Origin of the sequence: Stenotrophomonas sp. NPDC077420, from assembly GCF_044543385.1 — a bacterium.
Classification (GTDB): domain Bacteria; phylum Pseudomonadota; class Gammaproteobacteria; order Xanthomonadales; family Xanthomonadaceae; genus Stenotrophomonas.
Window position 1 is genome coordinate 80,405 of record NZ_JBITVZ010000017.1, and the last position, 17,194, is coordinate 97,598.

Annotated in this window: 14 protein-coding genes and 1 pseudogene; 9 read left to right on the plus strand and 6 right to left on the minus strand. The window is 66.1% G+C overall.

Annotation, left to right across the window (positions count from 1 at the left end; genetic code table 11):
- Nucleotide 1: 1 nt before the first annotated feature.
- Nucleotides 2-1,276, minus strand: coding sequence for a pyridoxal phosphate-dependent aminotransferase (locus ACIGII_RS15745; RefSeq protein ID WP_399639631.1), 1,275 nt, complete (start codon nt 1,274-1,276; stop codon nt 2-4).
- Nucleotides 1,277-1,423: 147 nt separating this feature from the next.
- Here ACIGII_RS15745 and rsgA point away from each other — a divergent pair, with 147 nt between their 5' ends.
- Complete coding sequence (rsgA, locus tag ACIGII_RS15750; protein WP_399639633.1) at nt 1,424-2,512, plus strand: ribosome small subunit-dependent GTPase A; 1,089 nt, start codon at nt 1,424-1,426, stop codon at nt 2,510-2,512.
- 19 nt (nt 2,513-2,531) lie between these two features.
- On the opposite strand, the gene ACIGII_RS15755 is transcribed toward rsgA, so the two are convergent.
- Both ACIGII_RS15755 and ACIGII_RS15760 read right to left on the minus strand, forming a co-directional pair.
- Nucleotides 2,532-3,008, minus strand: a complete 477-nt coding sequence (locus ACIGII_RS15755; protein WP_399639635.1) for an RES family NAD+ phosphorylase — start codon at nt 3,006-3,008, stop codon at nt 2,532-2,534.
- Nucleotides 3,005-3,577, minus strand: a complete 573-nt coding sequence (locus tag ACIGII_RS15760) for an antitoxin Xre/MbcA/ParS toxin-binding domain-containing protein (protein WP_399639638.1) — start codon at nt 3,575-3,577, stop codon at nt 3,005-3,007. The genes ACIGII_RS15755 and ACIGII_RS15760 overlap by 4 nt, the downstream gene beginning before the upstream one ends.
- 128 nt (nt 3,578-3,705) lie before the next feature.
- Here ACIGII_RS15760 and ACIGII_RS15765 point away from each other — a divergent pair, with 128 nt between their 5' ends.
- On the plus strand, nt 3,706-4,947 hold the full coding sequence (locus ACIGII_RS15765; protein WP_399639640.1) for a flavohemoglobin expression-modulating QEGLA motif protein: 1,242 nt from the start codon (nt 3,706-3,708) through the stop codon (nt 4,945-4,947).
- Nucleotides 4,948-5,115: 168 nt separating this feature from the next.
- The gene (locus ACIGII_RS15770; protein ID WP_399639696.1) at nt 5,116-7,410 is read left to right on the plus strand and encodes a TonB-dependent receptor; all 2,295 of its coding nucleotides are present in this window, start codon (nt 5,116-5,118) and stop codon (nt 7,408-7,410) included.
- A 116-nt stretch (nt 7,411-7,526) separates the two neighbouring features.
- On the opposite strand, the gene phbB is transcribed toward ACIGII_RS15770, so the two are convergent.
- From phbB to ACIGII_RS15785, 3 genes are read right to left on the minus strand one after another with little or no spacing between them, the layout of a single operon-like run.
- The gene (gene phbB / locus ACIGII_RS15775) at nt 7,527-8,267 is read right to left on the minus strand and encodes an acetoacetyl-CoA reductase (protein WP_145479238.1); all 741 of its coding nucleotides are present in this window, start codon (nt 8,265-8,267) and stop codon (nt 7,527-7,529) included.
- Between the two features lie 21 nt (nt 8,268-8,288).
- Nucleotides 8,289-9,614, minus strand: coding sequence for a CitMHS family transporter (locus tag ACIGII_RS15780; RefSeq protein ID WP_399639699.1), 1,326 nt, complete (start codon nt 9,612-9,614; stop codon nt 8,289-8,291).
- Between the two features lie 33 nt (nt 9,615-9,647).
- Nucleotides 9,648-10,829, minus strand: coding sequence for an OprO/OprP family phosphate-selective porin (locus ACIGII_RS15785; protein WP_399639643.1), 1,182 nt, complete (start codon nt 10,827-10,829; stop codon nt 9,648-9,650).
- A gap of 215 nt (nt 10,830-11,044) precedes the next feature.
- Between ACIGII_RS15785 and ACIGII_RS15790 the strand changes: the two genes are divergently transcribed.
- The 6 genes and pseudogenes from ACIGII_RS15790 to ACIGII_RS15815 all read left to right on the plus strand — a co-directional run.
- Nucleotides 11,045-11,734 carry a response regulator gene (locus ACIGII_RS15790; protein ID WP_399639645.1) on the plus strand — a complete coding sequence of 230 codons (690 nt, stop codon included), beginning with the start codon at nt 11,045-11,047 and terminating at the stop codon, nt 11,732-11,734.
- A complete protein-coding gene (locus ACIGII_RS15795; protein ID WP_399639648.1) occupies nt 11,721-13,106 on the plus strand; it encodes a sensor histidine kinase N-terminal domain-containing protein in 1,386 nt (461 codons plus the stop codon). Before ACIGII_RS15790 ends, ACIGII_RS15795 begins: the two co-directional genes overlap by 14 nt.
- The gene (locus tag ACIGII_RS15800; protein WP_399639701.1) at nt 13,106-14,143 is read left to right on the plus strand and encodes an ABC transporter substrate-binding protein; all 1,038 of its coding nucleotides are present in this window, start codon (nt 13,106-13,108) and stop codon (nt 14,141-14,143) included. Before ACIGII_RS15795 ends, ACIGII_RS15800 begins: the two co-directional genes overlap by 1 nt.
- A gap of 219 nt (nt 14,144-14,362) precedes the next feature.
- Nucleotides 14,363-15,019, plus strand: a complete 657-nt coding sequence (locus ACIGII_RS15805) for a LuxR C-terminal-related transcriptional regulator (protein WP_399639651.1) — start codon at nt 14,363-14,365, stop codon at nt 15,017-15,019.
- Between the two features lie 506 nt (nt 15,020-15,525).
- Nucleotides 15,526-15,969: a hypothetical protein gene (locus ACIGII_RS15810; RefSeq protein ID WP_399639654.1), complete on the plus strand. Its 444-nt coding sequence runs from the start codon at nt 15,526-15,528 to the stop codon at nt 15,967-15,969.
- 1,072 nt (nt 15,970-17,041) lie between these two features.
- Nucleotides 17,042-17,137 (plus strand): annotated as a pseudogene (locus ACIGII_RS15815) (transposase); the annotation flags it as partial.
- Between the last annotated feature and the right edge of the window lie 57 nt (nt 17,138-17,194).

Consider the following 17,194-nt stretch of genomic DNA (forward strand, 5'->3'; position numbering starts at 1 on the left):
CTCAGGCCACCGCACTGCGCGGCTTGAGCGGAACCACCTTGGTATTGGCCTCGGCGCGGCGCGCCAACGCGCGGTCGATGCGCGCGAACACATCACGCATCACCTCGGCTTCAGGCAACAGGGTCACGCGGAAGTGGTGGCGATAGGGCACGTTGAAGCTCGACCCGGGCACCACCAGCACGCCTTCCTCGTTCATCAGTTCCAGCGCGAAATCATGGTCATCGAAACCGCGTGCGGCCGCACCCACCACGGCCGGGAAGGCATACAGCGCGCCAGCCGGCGCGACCAGCGACAGGTGTTCGCTGGCGCTGCACGCCTCGATCACCGCGCGCCGGGTTTCGTACAGGCGCCCACCGGGCGCACACAGGGCCGATACGGTGTCCGGGCCATTCACGGCTGCATCAATGGCGTACTGCCCCGGCACGTTGGCGCACAGGCGCAGCGCGCTCAGCAGGTCCATCGCCGCGCGGAATTCGCCCAGCCGTTCGGCCGCACCGGACAGCATCGCCCAGCCCACCCGCCAGCCGCAGGCACGATGCACCTTGCTCAACCCGCTGAAGGTGATGCACGGGTGCTCGCCGGCCAGTGGCGCGACCGGCTGGAATACCGCATCGTCGTACAGGATCTGGTCGTAGATCTCATCGACCATCAGCAGCAGGTTGTGCCGGCGCGCGATGTCTACGATCTGCTCCAGCAGCGCGCGCGGATAGCTGGCGCCACTGGGGTTGTTCGGGTTGATCAACACGATCGCACGGGTGCGCGAGGACACCAGCGTTTCGATCTCGGCCGGGTCCGGCTGGAAACCATTCTCGGGCGCGCAGCGGTAGTACACCGGGCGGCCGTCGTTGAGGATGGTTGCCGCCGACCACAACGGGTAGTCGGGCGAGGGCACCAGCACTTCGTCGCCCGGGTTGAGCAGGGCGCGCAGCGAGAGGTCGATGAGCTCGCTCACGCCGTTGCCGATGAATACCCGGTCCGGGTGCGCGTCGGGCGCGCCGCGGCGTGCATACGCCGTCGCAATCGCCTCACGCGCTTCGGGCAGGCCCTGCTGGTGGGTATACGGATCGGTGCGGCCCATGTCGTCGGCAATGGCGCGCTGCAGGTGTTCCGGCGCGCGGAACCCGAAGTTGCCCGGGTTGCCGATGTTCAGCTTGATCAGCTTGCGCCCCTGCGCCTCCAGCTCACGCGCTCGCCGCGCCAGTTCGCCCCGGATTTCGTAGCGGACTTCGGACAGGCGCTCGCGGGTGGCAAGCGGCTTCAGCGGGGGCGTGGACATGGCGGGGCCGTGATCGGGCATGGAAATCGCATACTAGCGGAAATGCTGCGTTGCAGGGCAAGGGTTCCCGGGCAAAACCCCAGTATTGGCGGGCAGTTGCCGCCCATGGCTGAGACGCGGGGGGAGGTGGACCCCTAGAATGGGCGGATGAGCGAACCGATCGACTACCGCGCCCTGCAGACCATGGGCTGGCCCTGGGCAGGCGCCCCCGAGCTGCCGGCCTGGCAGGCCCTGTTCGAACAACACCCGCAGGCCCGCCCCGGCCGGGTGGTCGAACAGCACCGCACCGGCTATGTGGTGGCCGATGCCCCTGGCGCGGCGATCAAGACCGAGTCGCCGGCCGAATGGCAGCGCCCGCGCTTTCCCAGCCACGAACGCGCCGCCGTGGGCGACTGGGTACTGCTGGACGGCAACCTGATCGTGGCCCTGCTGCCGCGCCGTACCGCGATCAAGCGTGGCGCCGCCGGCGAGCACTACCACCAGCAGGTGATCGCGGCCAACATCGATACCGTCTTCATCGTCTGCGGGCTGGACGCGGACTTCAACCCGCGCCGGATCGAGCGCTACCTGATGCTGGTCGGCGGCGGCGGTGCGCGCCCGGTGGTGGTGCTGACCAAGGCCGACCAGACCGAGTACAGCGAAGATGCCCTGGCGGTGCTGGAAGAGCTGGCCGCGCAGGACATTCCGCTGCTGGCCATCAACGGTCGCGATCCGGCCAGCGCCAGCGCGCTGCTGCCGTGGCTGGGAGCAGGGCAGACCGTGGTCCTGGTGGGTTCCTCGGGTGCGGGCAAGTCGACGCTGACCAATACCCTGCTGGGCTACGCCTTGATGAAAACCGCCGAGGTGCGGGGCAACGATTCCAAGGGTCGCCACACCACCACCCACCGCGCGCTGATTCCGATGCCCTCCGGTGCCTGCCTGATCGACACCCCCGGCATGCGCGAACTCAAGCCCACCGGCGAAGAAGCCTTGGGTGAAGTGGGCTTCGCCGACGTCGAAGCGCTGGCCGAACAGTGCCGCTTCCGCGACTGCGCCCACCAGCGCGAACCGGGCTGCGCGGTTCGTGCGGCGATCGACTCCGGCGAGCTCGATGAGGAGCGCCTGCTCAACTATTTCAAGCTCAAGGAAGAGGTGGCCGCCGCCGCTGCGAAGCTTGCGGTCCGCCAGGCCCAGCAGGCCATCGAACGCCGCCACGTCAGCAAAGGCGCACAGTGGCGGCCCACGAAAAAACGCTGACTCCACGCCTGAGCGGCCCCTAACGCCCCCGCAACAACAGGTTGTACTGCAACCGGCGCGCAGCGCGCGCACGCATCCGCCGGCTGTCCGCATGCTGTGCATTGATCAGCACGATGGTTTCTTCCGGCACGATCGCCGACGGCAGCTCGACGATCGCGTGGGCGCCGTCGGCATACCAGTGCGATCCGGTCTCGATCGACACCATCCCGTGCGGAACCGCATCCCAGCCCACCGGTAGCGCGTGGGCTGGAACGCTCAACCGCGCCGCCCACACCTCGTCGGGCACGTCGATCTCGATCACGTACGTGTTCAGCGGCAAGCCGCTGTCGTCGATATGCGCAGCCGTTTCCAGCACCGCCATGGCGAGGCTGGGCGCGGCATAGATCACCCGTTCCCCTTCACGGTTCCAGCGCCCGGGCGAGGTGGCGGCGCCCGCGCCGGTCATGTCGTCCGGTGCCCAGGTGGGCCCGGTGGACCCGATCCGGGCCAGCTTCATTGATAGGCGCCGCTCTGCACCGCGCCCAGTACCCGCATCACCGATGCGCGCCCGCTGGGGGTGTCCATCAGCTCGGCCGGCGCCAGCCCGCCCAGCGCGGGCTGCGGGCGCTGGATCCACTGGCCCACCCAACGTTCCACATCGAAGTCTTTGGCGGCGGGGTTGTCCGGTTCCGCAGCGAGCATGTCCTCGACCTTGTTGATCAGCTCCATCAACCCGACCACCGACTGCCCGGTGGTGCCGGCAAACAGCGACTTGTCGCGCATCTTCTTGGTGAAGGTGGCCTTGGGAATCCGGACGAACGTCTGGAATTCCGTGCTGCTGGCAAAAATGTCGTCAATGAGCCTCTTCACCACCTGATAAGGCACGCCCTCGCGCTCGATGCGCACCCGCTCGGCCAGCGGCGCGGTACGCAGCAGGGTTCGGAAGGCATTCACCCTCGCGGGCGCCTCGCAGGCGGCCAGCGGCTCGTGGACGGAGCCGGTGCTGCGCCTGGTGCTGCGAGCAGCGCTGCCACGCGCGGTGGGCTTGTCAGGATCGGGGCGGCTGCGGCGATCTGTGGGCGACACGGGACTCTCCGTTGGCTACTTCTGTACCAACTGTAGGCCAATTATGCTCAACAAGCCGGAACTGGCTCACATGTCTGCCCAGACCCTGATAAGGTCCATTCATGAACAGCGTCCCACGAACGCCGCCGATGACCGTGGATCGTGACGTCGCCCACCACACCGCGCTGGACGCGCGCCTGGTGCAGGCGGTGGCGGACATCAAGCTGCTTGGGCTGACCAGCTGGCCCGCGTCGCTGCAGGGCCCGTTCCTGGCCAGCGTAGCGCGCGGTCAGCCGCTGATGCCGGTGCTGGCGTACCCGAAACTGGACTTTGCCGACACCCGACGGGAGCTGGCCGCGATCAGCGCCCAATGCGACCCCAGCCATCCGATCGGCCTGTACGTCCGCCGCTCCGCGCACAGCTGGGACCTGGCCGCCGGCCTGCTGGAATCCCTCGGCACCGCAGACGTGGACCGCTATTCGGTGGAGCTGTACGGCGCACCCGAACAGCCGCTGCCCGGCACCGGCCCCAGTACCCGCGACGCCGCACGCCATTTCATCCAGATCGCCCAGGAGCTGGATCACGAACTGCTGGCGCCGGAGGAACAGGTGCCGGTGTCGGCCACCGCGCTGCAGCTCCAGCTGCAGAGCGACCTGGACGCGTTCTTCGAGTCGCGCATCATCAGCGTACAGCTGGATCCGGAGCTGATTTCGAAGGCTGCCGCCGGTCCTACCCGCATCCGCCTGCGTACCAGTGCGCGCTTCAGCGCCTACGACCGCGCGCAGCTGTTCCACCATGAAGCCCTGGTGCATTCTCTCACCGCGTTGAACGGGCGCGAACAGCCGCACCTGCCCAGCCTGGCGCTGGCCTCGCCACGCGTTACCGCCACGCAGGAAGGGTTGGCGACCTTCGCCGAGCAGATCACCGGCAGCATCGACATCGAGCGTCTCAAGCGCATCAGCCTGCGCACCGAAGCCATTGCCATGGCCCGCGAAGGCGCGGACTTCATCCAGGTGTTCCGGTATTTCTGCGACGCCGGGCAGAACAGCGAAGAGAGTTTCGCCTCGGCCCAGCGCGTGTTCCGCGGCGTTCCCGTCACCGGCGGCGCGGCCTTCACCAAGGACACCGTCTACCTGCGCGGACTGGTCTCCGTCCACACCTTCTTCCGCCACATGCTGGCCGAGGACCGCCTCCAGAACTGCCGGTGGCTGTTCGCCGGCAAGATGTCGTTGACCGACGCCCTGGACTTTGCCCCGCTGTTCGAAGAAGGCATTCTTCGCCCGCCGCGCTGGCTGCCGCACTGGGTCAGCCGCGCCAACGGCTTGGCGGGCATGCTGGCGTTCTCGTTGTTTGCCAACCGTATCCGGATGGATCAGCTGGCTGCAGAATGAGGCGGTAGCACCCATCGTTGGCGGGCGCGCCGTGATTCCCTTGAATACAGGCACCTCGTCGCACTTTGCGACACGCTTCGGCCACCCGTAAGAATCCTTTCATGTTGCGTCCGCAAGATGGCCGCGCACCTGCATCACGCAGGCACCTCCATCATGCAACGGACCCTCATGCTCAACCGACCCCTGACGATCGCCGTGGCGATCGCGCTGTGCGCTTCCAACGCGCACGCCGCCGACGTGGACGCCACCCTCGACGCCAACGGCGCGGCCAGCGCCCGCACCCTCGACGCCGTATCGGTGATCGGCCAGGGTGAAACCCGGCAGGTGCAGCGCATCACCGCCGTGGACAAGCAGGTGCTGCCGCCGGGCACCAGCGCGCAGAAAATCCTCGACCGCCTGCCCGGCGTGTCCGTGCAGTCCAATGACGCCTTCGGCGCCAACGAGGAATCGCAGACCATCAGCCTGCGCGGCTTCGACAAGAGCCGCCTCGGCTACACGCTCGACGGCATTCCGCTGGGCGACAACAGCTACGGCAACTACAACGGGCTCAGCATCGCCCGTGCACTGATCGCCGAAAACCTGGCCGGCGCCGAGCTGTCCCAGGGCATCGGCTCACTGGGTGTGGCGTCCACCAGCAACCTGGGCGGCACCATCCAGTATTTCTCGCAGGACCCGGCCACCGAATTCGGCGGCCGTGCCAGCGTCACTCTGGGCGACGACAACCAGCGCCGTGGCTTCCTGCGCGTGGACACGGGCGATCTCAATGGCTTCTCGGCCTATGTGTCCGGTGTGCACCAGGACGCGGACATGTGGGCCGAACCGAACCAGAACCAGACCACCCGCCAGTTCAACGCCAAGGCCGTCTGGAACGTGGGCGACCATCGCTTCGGCGCCTTCGCCGCCACCTCGCGGGTCAGCCAGGCCAACTATGCCTACCTCTCCAAGAGCATGCTCGAACGCGGCCTCGGCTGGGACTGGAACATCTACGCGCCCGACTGGGACCGCGCGCTGGCCGCCGCCTACTGCGCGCCGGCCACCTACAACGCGCAGCGCTGCGCCTTCAGTGGTGGCGTCAACAGCATCGACGATGCTTACTACCAGAGCCGCGCGCTGCGCGACGACAACCTGTACTCGCTGGATGCCGACCTTGCCCTGGGCGACAGCGCCCGCCTGAAGCTGCTGGCCTACCACCACGAGAACCGTGGCCAGGGCCACTGGTGGGCACCGGGGCAGGCCTCGAACCCCGGCACGCCGCAGGCGCTGCCGATCTCCATCCGCAGCACCAACTACACCATCAACCGCCAGGGCGTCACCGCCGCGCTGAGCTGGCAGCTGGGCCTGCACGAACTGGAGGCCGGCCTGTGGTACGAACGCAATGACCACAATGTCGAGCGCAACTTCTACTACATCACCGGCCCGTTCCTGGATGATGGGTACCTCAACTACCCGAACCGTCGCCTGTTCGACCAGGACTACGACATCCGCACCCGCCAGTTCTATGTGCAGGATCGCATGCGCTTCCTGGACGATCGCCTGACCGTGGACGTGGGCATCAAGAGCCCGAACACCCGCATGACCGCCGTGTCCAGGCCCGGCACCGAAGCCAGCTATGCGTCCGGCACGCTGACCGCCAAGGAATCGGTGCTGCCGCAGGCCGGTATCGGCTTCAAGCTCAGCCCCAACAACGAGGTGTTTGCCTCGTACTCGGAAAACATCGCGGCCTTCGTGGGCGGTGGCAGCGGCGGTCCGCTGCAGGTGTCGCCGGAATCGTTCGCGGCCAGCGTAAACGACCTGGAGCCGGAGAAGTCGCGTTCGTTCGAAGCCGGCTTCCGTACCTTCGGCGAGAAGTACCAGGCCTCGATCGCGGCCTACCATGTGATGTTCGACAACCGCCTGCTGTCGCTCAATCCCTGCACCAGCATCGAAGTCGGCACGCGCCCGGAGTGCATCACCCGCTTCATCAACGTGGGGTCGGTGAAGAGCCAGGGCGCCGAGCTGACCTTCATCCTCAAGCCGGTTGCCGGGCTGCAGTGGTACAACGCGGTGTCGTGGAACAAGAGCACCTACGAGGACGACTACACCTCCGGTGGTGCGATCGTGCCGGTGGCTGGCAAGATCACCGTTGATACCCCGCAGCGCATGGCGTCCAGCGAGATCAGCTGGAACCGCGACGGCTTCTTCGCGAGCCTGCGCGCCAAGTACACCGGCAAGCGGTATTACACCTATACCAACGACCAGTCGGTGCCGGGTGTGACCACCTTCGATGCGGGCATGGGCTATGCGTTTGGGCCGGGGCTGGGGTTGCGCGACGTCAAGGTGTCGTTGAATGCGACCAACCTGACCAACAAGCGCTACGCCGGGCAGCTGAGCTCATTCGCTCCGACCGATCCGGCCGGAACGCGGTATGCCATCCACGCGAGCGCGCCGCGGCAGTTGTTCATGACGGTCAGCGCGGAGTTCTGACGGTGGGTTGCCGCCCGACCAACGGTCGGGCGCTACCGCCCGGTGCGACATCCATCTGGGATGCAGGGTAGGTGCCGACCGTTGGTCGGCACATTGCCCGTCATCCCGGCACTGCATCAGAACATATGCAATCCGCCATTGACCGCATAATCGGCGCCGGTCACATAGGCGGCATCATCCGACGCCAGCCACGCACACAGGCTGGCCACCTCTTCGGGCTTGCCCAGCCGGCGGATCGGCACGGAGCCGGCCAGCCGATCCAGCACATCCGGCGGGAAGCTGCTGATCGACTGGCTGGCAATGTAGCCCGGCGAAATGGTATTGACCGTCACCCCGCGCGTGGCCACCTCATTGGCCAGCGCCCGGCTGAAACCGTGCATCGCCGCCTTGGCGGTGGCGAAGTTCACCTGGCCTATCTGGCCCTTGTGCGCGCTCACCGACCCGATATTGATGATCCGGCCCCAGCTGCGTGCGGCCATGCCGTCGATCACCTGCTTGGTGATGTTGAACAAGGCATGCAGGTTCGAGCCCATCACCGCATTCCAGTCGTCCTGGCTCATCTGCCGGAACAGCACGTCGCGGCTGCCACCGGCGTTGTTGACCAGCACATCGATCTCCCCGACCTCGGCCTTGACCTTGGTGAAGGCCGCCACCGTGGACTGCCAGTCCGCCGCGTTGCCTTCGGAGGCGATGAAATCGAAGCCCAGCTCGCGCTGCTCCCGCAGCCAGCCGGCCTTCCGCGGCGAGTTGGGGGCGCAGCCGGCGACCACGGTGTGGCCGTTGCGGGCCAGCTTCTGGCAGATGGCAGTACCCACGCTGCCCATGCCGCTGGTGACGTATGCGATGCGAAGCGTCATGTCAGGACTCCTTGAAGATCATCAGGCAGCAAACGGATACAGGGCGCACAGCAGGCTGCCGGCCATCAGCACCAGCGACACCATCACCGCCCACTTCAGGGTGAATTTCTGGTGGTCGGCGAATTCCACCTTGGCCAGTCCCACCAGCAGATAGGTGGACGGCACCAGCGGGCTCAGCAGATGCACCGGCTGGCCGGCGAGCGAGGCGCGCGCCATTTCCACCGGGGTGATGCCGTAATTGCCGGCCGCCTCGGACAGGATCGGCAGCACGCCGAAGTAGAAGGCGTCGTTGGACATGAAGAAGGTGAACGGCATCGACGCCAGCGCGGTGATCACCGCCAGGTAGGGACCCCACGCATCCGGAATGACGGCCAGGAAGCTGCGCGACATCGCCTCCACCATGCCCGTGTTGTTGAGGATGCCGGTAAAGATGCCCGCCGCGAAGATCAGCGACACTACCGACAGTACATTGCCGGCGTGGTTGACCACGCGGCGACGCTGTTCGGCCAGGTTGGGGTAGTTGATCACCAGCGCGATGGCGAAGCCCACCATGAACAGCACCGGCATCGGCAGCACGCCCAGGATCAGCGCGGTCATCAGCGCCAGGGTCAGCGCCAGGTTCACCCACAGCAGCTTCGGCCGCTTGGTGTCTTCGGCGTCTTCCACGGTCGGCAGCGCGCCGTCGTCGGACACGCTGGAGTCCATCCAGCTGCCGCCGTGCGGCAGCTTCACCACGCCCAGCCGGCGACGTTCTTTCAGACCGAGGTACCAGGCCAGCAGCAGCACCGAGGCGCAGGCCAGCACCATCGCCGGGATCAGCGGCACGAACACATCGGCGGGGTCCACGTGCAGCGCGGTGGCCGCACGCGCGGTAGGGCCGCCCCACGGGGTGAGGTTCATCACGCCGCCCGCGAGGATGGTTACGCAGGTCATGTTCAACGCATTCATGCCCAGTCGCTGGTACAGCGGCAGCATCGCCGACACGGTGATCATGTAGGTGGTGGAGCCGTCGCCATCGAGCGAGATCAACATCGCCAGCGCGGCGGTGCCCAGCACGATCTTCATCGGATCGCCCTTGACCAGGCGCAGGATGATCCGCACCAGCGGGTCGAACAGCCCGGCGTCGATCATCACCCCGAAGTACAGGATGGCGAACATCAGCATCACGCCGGTCGGCGCGATCTTCTTGATGCCGTCCAGCATCATCTCGTCCAGCCCGTTACCAAATCCGCCCAGCAGCGCGAAGATGATCGGAATGGTGATCAGGGCGACCAGCGGCGACAGTCGTTTGCTCATGATCAAGTACATGAACGTAATGACCATGCCAAAGCCGAGGATGCTCAGCATCATCTGCGGACTCCTTACTGCGTAGAGGAAAGGTTAGAAATTGAACTGCAGCCGGCCGGTCACCGCGCGGGTGTGGTCCACCGTGGTGGCCGCCAGGCGGTCGCGGTTGCGGCTGTCGATCAGGTTCAGCATGAAGCGCAGGTTCGTGCGCAGGTACCAGTTGCCGCCCAGGGTCCAGGCTTCGGTGAGCCCGTCGCGCAGGTCCGGCTGGCCGATCAGGTGCTGCTCACCACGCATCTGGTCGTAACGCAGCGCCAGCTCGAAGGCACCGGCCTTGTGCCGGATGTCCTTGATGCGCGCGAAGCGCCCGGTCTTGCGGTCGTAGCCGCGCGATTCCCCGGTGACGAACCAGCTCAGCATGCCGTAGCCGGCCAGCACGGTACCGCGCTGGCTGCCGTCGTCGAAGGTGGCACCGCTGAACTCGCCCTGCCACGACAGTGGGCCGCGCACCTGTGCGTACTCCAGCGACCACTTGTTCACGTCGGTATCGCGGCCTGCCGAGAAGTCGACAAGGGTCAGCCGGCTGTTGTCGGACAGGTGCCCGGCCGGGCGCGGGCGGATACGCAGGGCAGGAACGCCGTTGGCGCCGGGCGTGTCGTAGCGCTCGTGCGCCAGCGACAGGCCCAGGTGCAGCACATCGCCGGCGGTGGCGCCCGGCGCCCAGGTAGCGCGGCCACCGGCCGCACGGCCCTTTACCTGCCACGCATCGATGCTCTCCAGGCTGTAGGCGCTGGCGGCCCAGGTCATGTCGTTTCTGGCGGCCTGCCACGACGCGCCCAACCGGTACAGCGGGGCCAGCGTGGTGCCGGCGTTGCCGCGCTCCAGGAAGCTGCCGTAGTTGGAACCGGTGCGGTCATCGAGCGAGAAGAACTGCTTGAACTGACCCACGCTGAGCTTGCCGCCGCTGAAATCGCGGCTGACATACACGTCCTTGGCTTCGACCCGGTCGCCGGAGAAGTCCGCTTCCAGCTTGTAGTCCACCACGAAGAACCGGCCGGACATGTCCAGCCAGGCGCGGCGGATCTCGGTGTCGTCCTTGTTCGGGGTGCCGCGCGCGTCGTTGTCGAAGTCCGCGAAATCCAGGTGCAGGCGCCCACCGAAGGTCGCGGTGACCGGGCGGTCCGCCTCGGCGTCGTCGGCGGCCCAGAGCGGGGCGATGGGCAACAACAGGGCGCAGGCGGCCAGCCCGCGGCGGCGCAGGAGATCTAAGTGCATGAACCCTCCCAGGTACATGGCGGTTGGCGGGCAGGGCCGTGTGGCCGTGCCAGCCCGCAGGTTGTCGGGACGCGTCCGCACGGGGGTGCATGGCGATGGCGCAGCCTAGTGCGGGGAAGCTGTCATCCACCTGTCGGCGCCTGCTGCAACGCAGCGCAGCCCACGGCACACCCCGCTCGCGCTAGGATTCCTGCACCCCCGCCTGTTTCCACCCGATGCGCATCCTGCTGGTAGAAGACAACCCGGACCTGGCCGACGCCATCGTTCGCCGCATGCGCCGCAGCGGCCACGCGGTGGACTGGCAGAGCGATGGCCTGGCCGCCGCCAGCGTGCTGCGCTACCAGAGCTTCGACCTGGTCGTGCTCGATATCGGCCTGCCCAAACTGGATGGCCTGCGCGTGCTGGCCGGCATGCGCGAGCGGGGCGATGCCACCCCGGTGCTGATGCTCACCGCCCGCGACGGCATCGAAGACCGCGTGCAGGCGCTGGATGTCGGCGCCGACGACTACCTGGGCAAACCGTTCGATTTCCGCGAATTCGAAGCGCGCTGCCGCGTGCTGCTGCGGCGCGCCCGCGGCCAGGCCAGCGAAGTGGTGCAGATCGGCGGCTTCCAGTTCGACAACGCCTCGCACCGCGTCAGCCTCGATGGCCAGCCGATCGAACTGCCCAACCGGGAGTTCCGCCTGCTGGAAATCCTGATGGGGCGGCTCGGGCATGTGGTGGGCAAGGACGAGATCGGCAACGGCCTGTTCGGCTTCGACGACGAAGCGGGCCCGAACGCCATCGAACTGTATGTCGGCCGCCTGCGCCGCAAACTGGCCGACGCGCCGCTGCGCATCGTCACCGTGCGTGGCAGCGGCTACCTGCTCGAAGCCATCGACGGCACGCCCGATGCCCAAGGTTGACGCGCGCGCGCCCAGCTCGCTGCGGCGCACGCTTACCCTGTACCTGGGCGTGCTGCTGGCGGTATTCGCCGTGGCGCTGCTGTTTGCCGCGCGCGACTACGGCCAACGTGCCGCCAACCGTTCCTACGACCATCTTCTGGTGTCGTCAGCGCTGTCCATCGTCGACTCGGTGGCCCTGGTAGAGGCGCAATGGCAAGTGGACCTTCCTTACGCGTCGCTCGATCTGTTGGCGATGGCCCCGGATGACCGCGTGTTCTACCGCGTGTTCGATGCCCGCAACCGCACCGTGACCGGCTACCCGGACCTGCCTGCGCCGCCGAGCACGCCCACCGATGAGCCGCAACTGTTCGATGCCCAGTACAGCGGCGAGACAGTGCGCTTCGTGGTGGTCTCACGGCGCGTGTCCTCGCCGTCGGCGCAGGCCGAAGTGCGCGTGCAGGTTGGCCAGACCCGGCGTGCGCGCGAAGCGGTGGCGCAGGACATCGTCAACCGTGCACTGCTGGCCATCGGCGTGCTCTCGCTGCTGTCGCTGGCGCTGGTCGCCTTCGGCGTGCACCGCGCGTTCCGCCCGCTGGTGAAGGTGGAGCGCGAGCTGTCGCGTCGCGAGCCGTCCGACCTGAGCCCGCTGGATGCGCGCGTGCCGCGCGAGATGGACCAGATGGTGGCCGCGCTGAACCGTTTCATGGCGCGCCTGTCCAACAGCAACGAAACCCTGCGCGCCTTCATGGCCGAGGCCGCCCACCAGATGCGCACCCCGCTGGCTGCCCTGCGTGCGCAGGCGCAGCTGGCGCTGGACGACGAGGATCCCGAAGACATGCGGCGCAGCCTGGTCGCCATCGACCGCAACGCCACCCACATGAGCCGCCTGCTCAACCAGCTGCTCAGCGACGCCAGCGTCATCCACCGCTCCAACCTGCAGCGCTTCGCGCCGGTGGACATGGTGGAAACGGTGCACCAGGCGCTGCACGAGGCATTGCCGCAGGCCTTGCCCGCACCGCGCGTGCAGCTGGCGGTGGGCGTGGCCTCCTCGTGGGTGCAGGGCGATGCGCTGCTGCTGCGCGAAGCGATCAAGAACCTCATCGACAATGCCCTCAAGTACGGCGGCGATGGTCCCCTCCAGGTCGCGCTGACCGAGGAGGGCGCCTACAGCGTGGTCACCATCGCCGACCACGGCCCCGGCATTCCGCCGGGCGATGCCGAGCGCGTATTCGAACGCTTCGCCCGCGGTGAAGATGCCGCCCCGGGCGGCGCAGGCCTGGGCCTGGCCATCGTCAAGCGCGTGGTCGACAGCCACGGCGGCCACATCGACCTGAGCAACCGCCCCGGCGGTGGCCTGGTCGCTACCATCCGCCTGCCGAGGCTGCACGCATGATGCGCATCGTGATGGTGTTGATGTTGATCCTTGCCAGCCCCGCGCTGGCCGAGCCGGGCGACGTGCAGCGCTTCCCCGCCAACGGCCCGGCCACCGCCCAGCTGCGCCTGCACGGATCCACCGACATCGAAGTATTCGGCACCGTCATCGCCGACTACCAGCGGCTGCACCCCGGCACGGAGATCATCTACGAAGATGTCATCGCGCAGGATATGTACGCGCAGTATCTGCGTGATCGGCATGGGCCCACCGGCCCGGACATGCTGATCAGCAGCGGCATGGACCTGCAGGCCAAGCTGGTCAATGACGGCCACGCCCTGCCGCACCGCTCGCCGCAGACCGACGCGCTGCCCGCGTGGGCGCAGTGGCGGCACGAAGCCTTCGGCATCAGCTACGAACCGGTGGCGATGGTCTACAACACCCGCACCCTGCCAGCCGCCCGCGTGCCCAGGACCCGCCGCCAGCTGCTCGAGCTGCTGCGCGCGCCGGACGCGCCGCTGGCCGGCAAGGTAGGCACCTACGACGTGGAGCGCAGCAGCGTCGGCTACCTGCTCGCCACCCAGGACGGCCAGCGTGGCAGCATGGCCGGCGCCGTGCTGGGTGCGCTCGGCGACAACCGGGTACAGCTCGAAGAGCGCACCGGCGTGCTGCTGGACAAGGTCAGCAGCGGCCAGCTCTCCCTTGCATACAACGTGCTCGGCTCCTACGCCCAGGCCCGCATCGACGCCGGTGCTCCACTGGGCATCGTCGAGCCGGAGGACTACACCCTGGTGGTGCTGCGTACTGCGGTCATCCCGCGTACCGCACCCAATGCCGCGGAAGCGCGCCGCTTCCTCGACTACCTGCTGTCCCCGCGCGGCCAGCAGGTGCTGTCCCGCGAAGCGCGCCTGATGTCCATCCTCCCGACCCAACGCGGCCGCGCCTCGGGCCGCAGCTATCGCCCGATCCTGCTGGGCCCGGGCCTGCTGGTCTATCTGGATGCCCTGAAGCGCCGTCAGTTCCTCGACGCCTGGAAGGGCAGCACCCAGCCGCGCTGAGCCACGCAGAGAGCGGCGATTGCGCTCCTTCCCGCGCAGGACACGCATGGCGTGTCGCTACCCGAACCCCGCGCAGGGACACGCCAGCCAAACAACCGCGTAGGGGCACGCCATGCGTGTCCGCGCTTCCCCACCGTCCGCACGATCTCACCCCTGCGTAGAGCCACGCCCTGCGTGGCTGCCCCAGCCGCACCCCAGAAACCCCCCTACAATGCCCCCATGAGCGAAACCACCATCCTCGTAGCCGACGACCACCCGCTACTCCGCGCCGCCGTCGTCCATTCCCTGCGCCAGGCCCTTCCGGCCGTCCAGGTCATCGAGGTCGCCAGCGCCCAAGCCCTCGAGGCCGCCCTCAACCAGCACCCGGAAATAGAACTGGTCCTCCTGGACCTGACCATGCCCGGCGCACGAGGCTTCTCCTCACTCCTCCACGTGCGCGGCTCCCACCCGGACATCCCGGTGGTCATCGTCTCCTCCAACGACCACCCGCGCGTCATCCGCCGCGCCCAGCAGTTCGGCGCGGCAGGGTTCATTCCCAAATCCGCCCCGGCCGAAACCATTGGCCAAGCCGTCGCCGCCGTCCTCGACGGCAGCCTATGGTTCCCGGCGATGGCGGCAGAACGCTCCGAATCAGACGCCCTGCTGGCGGTCCGACTCGCCCAGCTCACCCCGCAACAGTTCCGCGTGCTCCTGTGCCTTGCCGATGGCCTGCTCAACAAGCAGATCGCCTACGAACTGGGCCTCGCCGAAAACACCGTGAAAGTGCACGTAACCGCCATCCTGAAAAAGCTCGAATGCGTCAGCCGCACGCAGGCAGCGGTCCTGGTAAAGGCTCTCGAGCCAGAAGGCGACGCAACCGCGGGCCTCGACGGCTGACCCGGTAGGGTCGCACCCCGGTCGACTGCTGGGACTGCTCGCCAGCCGGTAGGGCCTGACGGACGTCGAAGCCGCGCTACTGGCGCAGACAGTGATGCTCAGCAAACTACCGTACGACGGGTGTTGGCTGTACACATCCAGCATGTGAACTGGCCACGCGTCAGGCTTGTAAGAAAAGTCCGTGGCGGACCTAGGAAGTTTCCTAAAAGAGCCAAAGTGCTTTCCTCGATGTGTTGAACCGTGAAGCAGAGCAAGCTTTCACGATTGACCGAAGGTGCATCCCGTTCATACCGTACGCCGTTCGCCGCCATCAGTCGGAACGGGGATCGCGTTGACATTTACGATCGAACGGCCACTGAGCCTGGAAAAGCCACGTCGCTGTCGGCGTGGGAAGCAAATGTCATGGCAGTGTTCTTAGGTGTCCCGGACAATAGGGTCAGGGATGCGATCAAGGAGCGCTCAAAGTGCGAATAGCCACATGCGCAGGTTTGCTGCCCGCACTCACGGTGGCTTTCACGCTCACTTCCTGTGCAAGCTTGCCCGTTGGAGACCCGGATTGGGTCGAACCAAGTAACGGCAGGATAAGGCCTCTTGAGAGCAACCGTGTAGACGCGGGGAGGATAGCCGTGCTCGACGGGCCAGCCGAGCTGACTGCCGTATCTCGCATGGGACAATCCGGCGTAAGGCTGGCGCTCTTGGCGGACGCCGGTGTTCACATCGACGACCTGAACCTACCGCAGGATAGAACCGGGAAAGCAGGCTCGTGGTATTTGATAAGGGCGTTAGGCGATGCAGGAGGAGGCGAATTTTCAGCCTTCAATAGCGACGCCGGGGTCTACATTATTTTCAACAGATTCGGCGCCTGCACCTTGCCGGTGAGAAGGGTAGTGGCGATAAGGCTCGACAGTCCTCCAGTTCAGGTATTCGCAGGCTGCTCGGGAGTTCTTTAGGCGGGGCCGTTTGATCTCCCGCGAGCCCTGGATCGCGAGTCGCGAGTTGCGTGAGAACTTCGGATTGTGGTCCAGGGGGGGCGTCAGAATGGCTGGTTCTGGCCTTTACCTACGACGTACGGCGTCGCAGTTGTGCAACTGCCGTCGCTGACTCGTTGATGTCGACTGGACTCATCGACGATCGGTCTCCGCTTCCGGACGAATGTTTCAGGAGTTGATGCTGATTGAGGGGGCTCAGTATCACTTCATACCAAAGGGCGGTGAGATTCCAAAGGCGGTGCTCGATGCAATCAAATGAATCATCCCATGTGGCTGGGCTGGCCGGGATCCTGGGCATCATCCATTCGCGAGTACTGGTTGCTTCTTCTGCTTTCGTGCTGCTCGCGGGGTGCAATGATGGGGTCAAGGGTGAACTGCAAACGAAGGAAATTTACGGTGACATGAGCGGCCTCTACTACCGGAAAATGTGTAAGGAAGGATCGGCCGTACTAAGCGAGGCTCGAACCAGGGCGATCCGAGTGGAGACCCCTGATGGCGAGTGTGCGGTGCTCTACCTGGATGGAATCGACCGTCAGGGCAATCTACTTGTGTATCCGGGAGTGCAATCAGCAAGAATTTCGTGCGAAGGCCTGGTCAGTACGCTGCAGCAAAATAGAGCGAATGGTCGGACTGTGCGACGCGCGAAGGAATTCTGCGATGGGCGCTAGAAGACCTTGAAAAGGATCATCTTGAGGGCGAGATGCGGCAGCTGCTTGGCCGCGGCTGTAACTTTCGGTGATTGGAATGGACAATGCCAGAGTTGGCTTAATGGAAGTCGACCGAAATCTGGAACAAGGTGGTCGATTGGACTATTTCACTGGTTGGTTCTCAAGTGAAGACTCGGATGCTCAATCGAGGCAAAGGATTCAAAGGCGCTCGCTGATATTGGAGTCAGTTTGGTTCTCAACATCTATCCGGAGCCGCCTTGAGTGGCTCCTCGAGTCGTCCTCGTCGGCTGAATTGGACCGGTGCGGTTCGCCCCGGTTCTCGCCGACACTTACAAGAAGTCCCGTCCACGCCATGAGGAGTGTTCATGTCAAAGCGTAGGAAGTTCAGTGCCTAGTTCAAGCGCGGTGCGATTGAGCAGGCAGGTCAGCCAGGCATCAGCCGTGTCCAGGTGGCCCGGGAGAAAGCAAGGTCATTCCTGGAGAACTGCGTCAGTTTGGGCCTGTTTCGTGATTCCAAG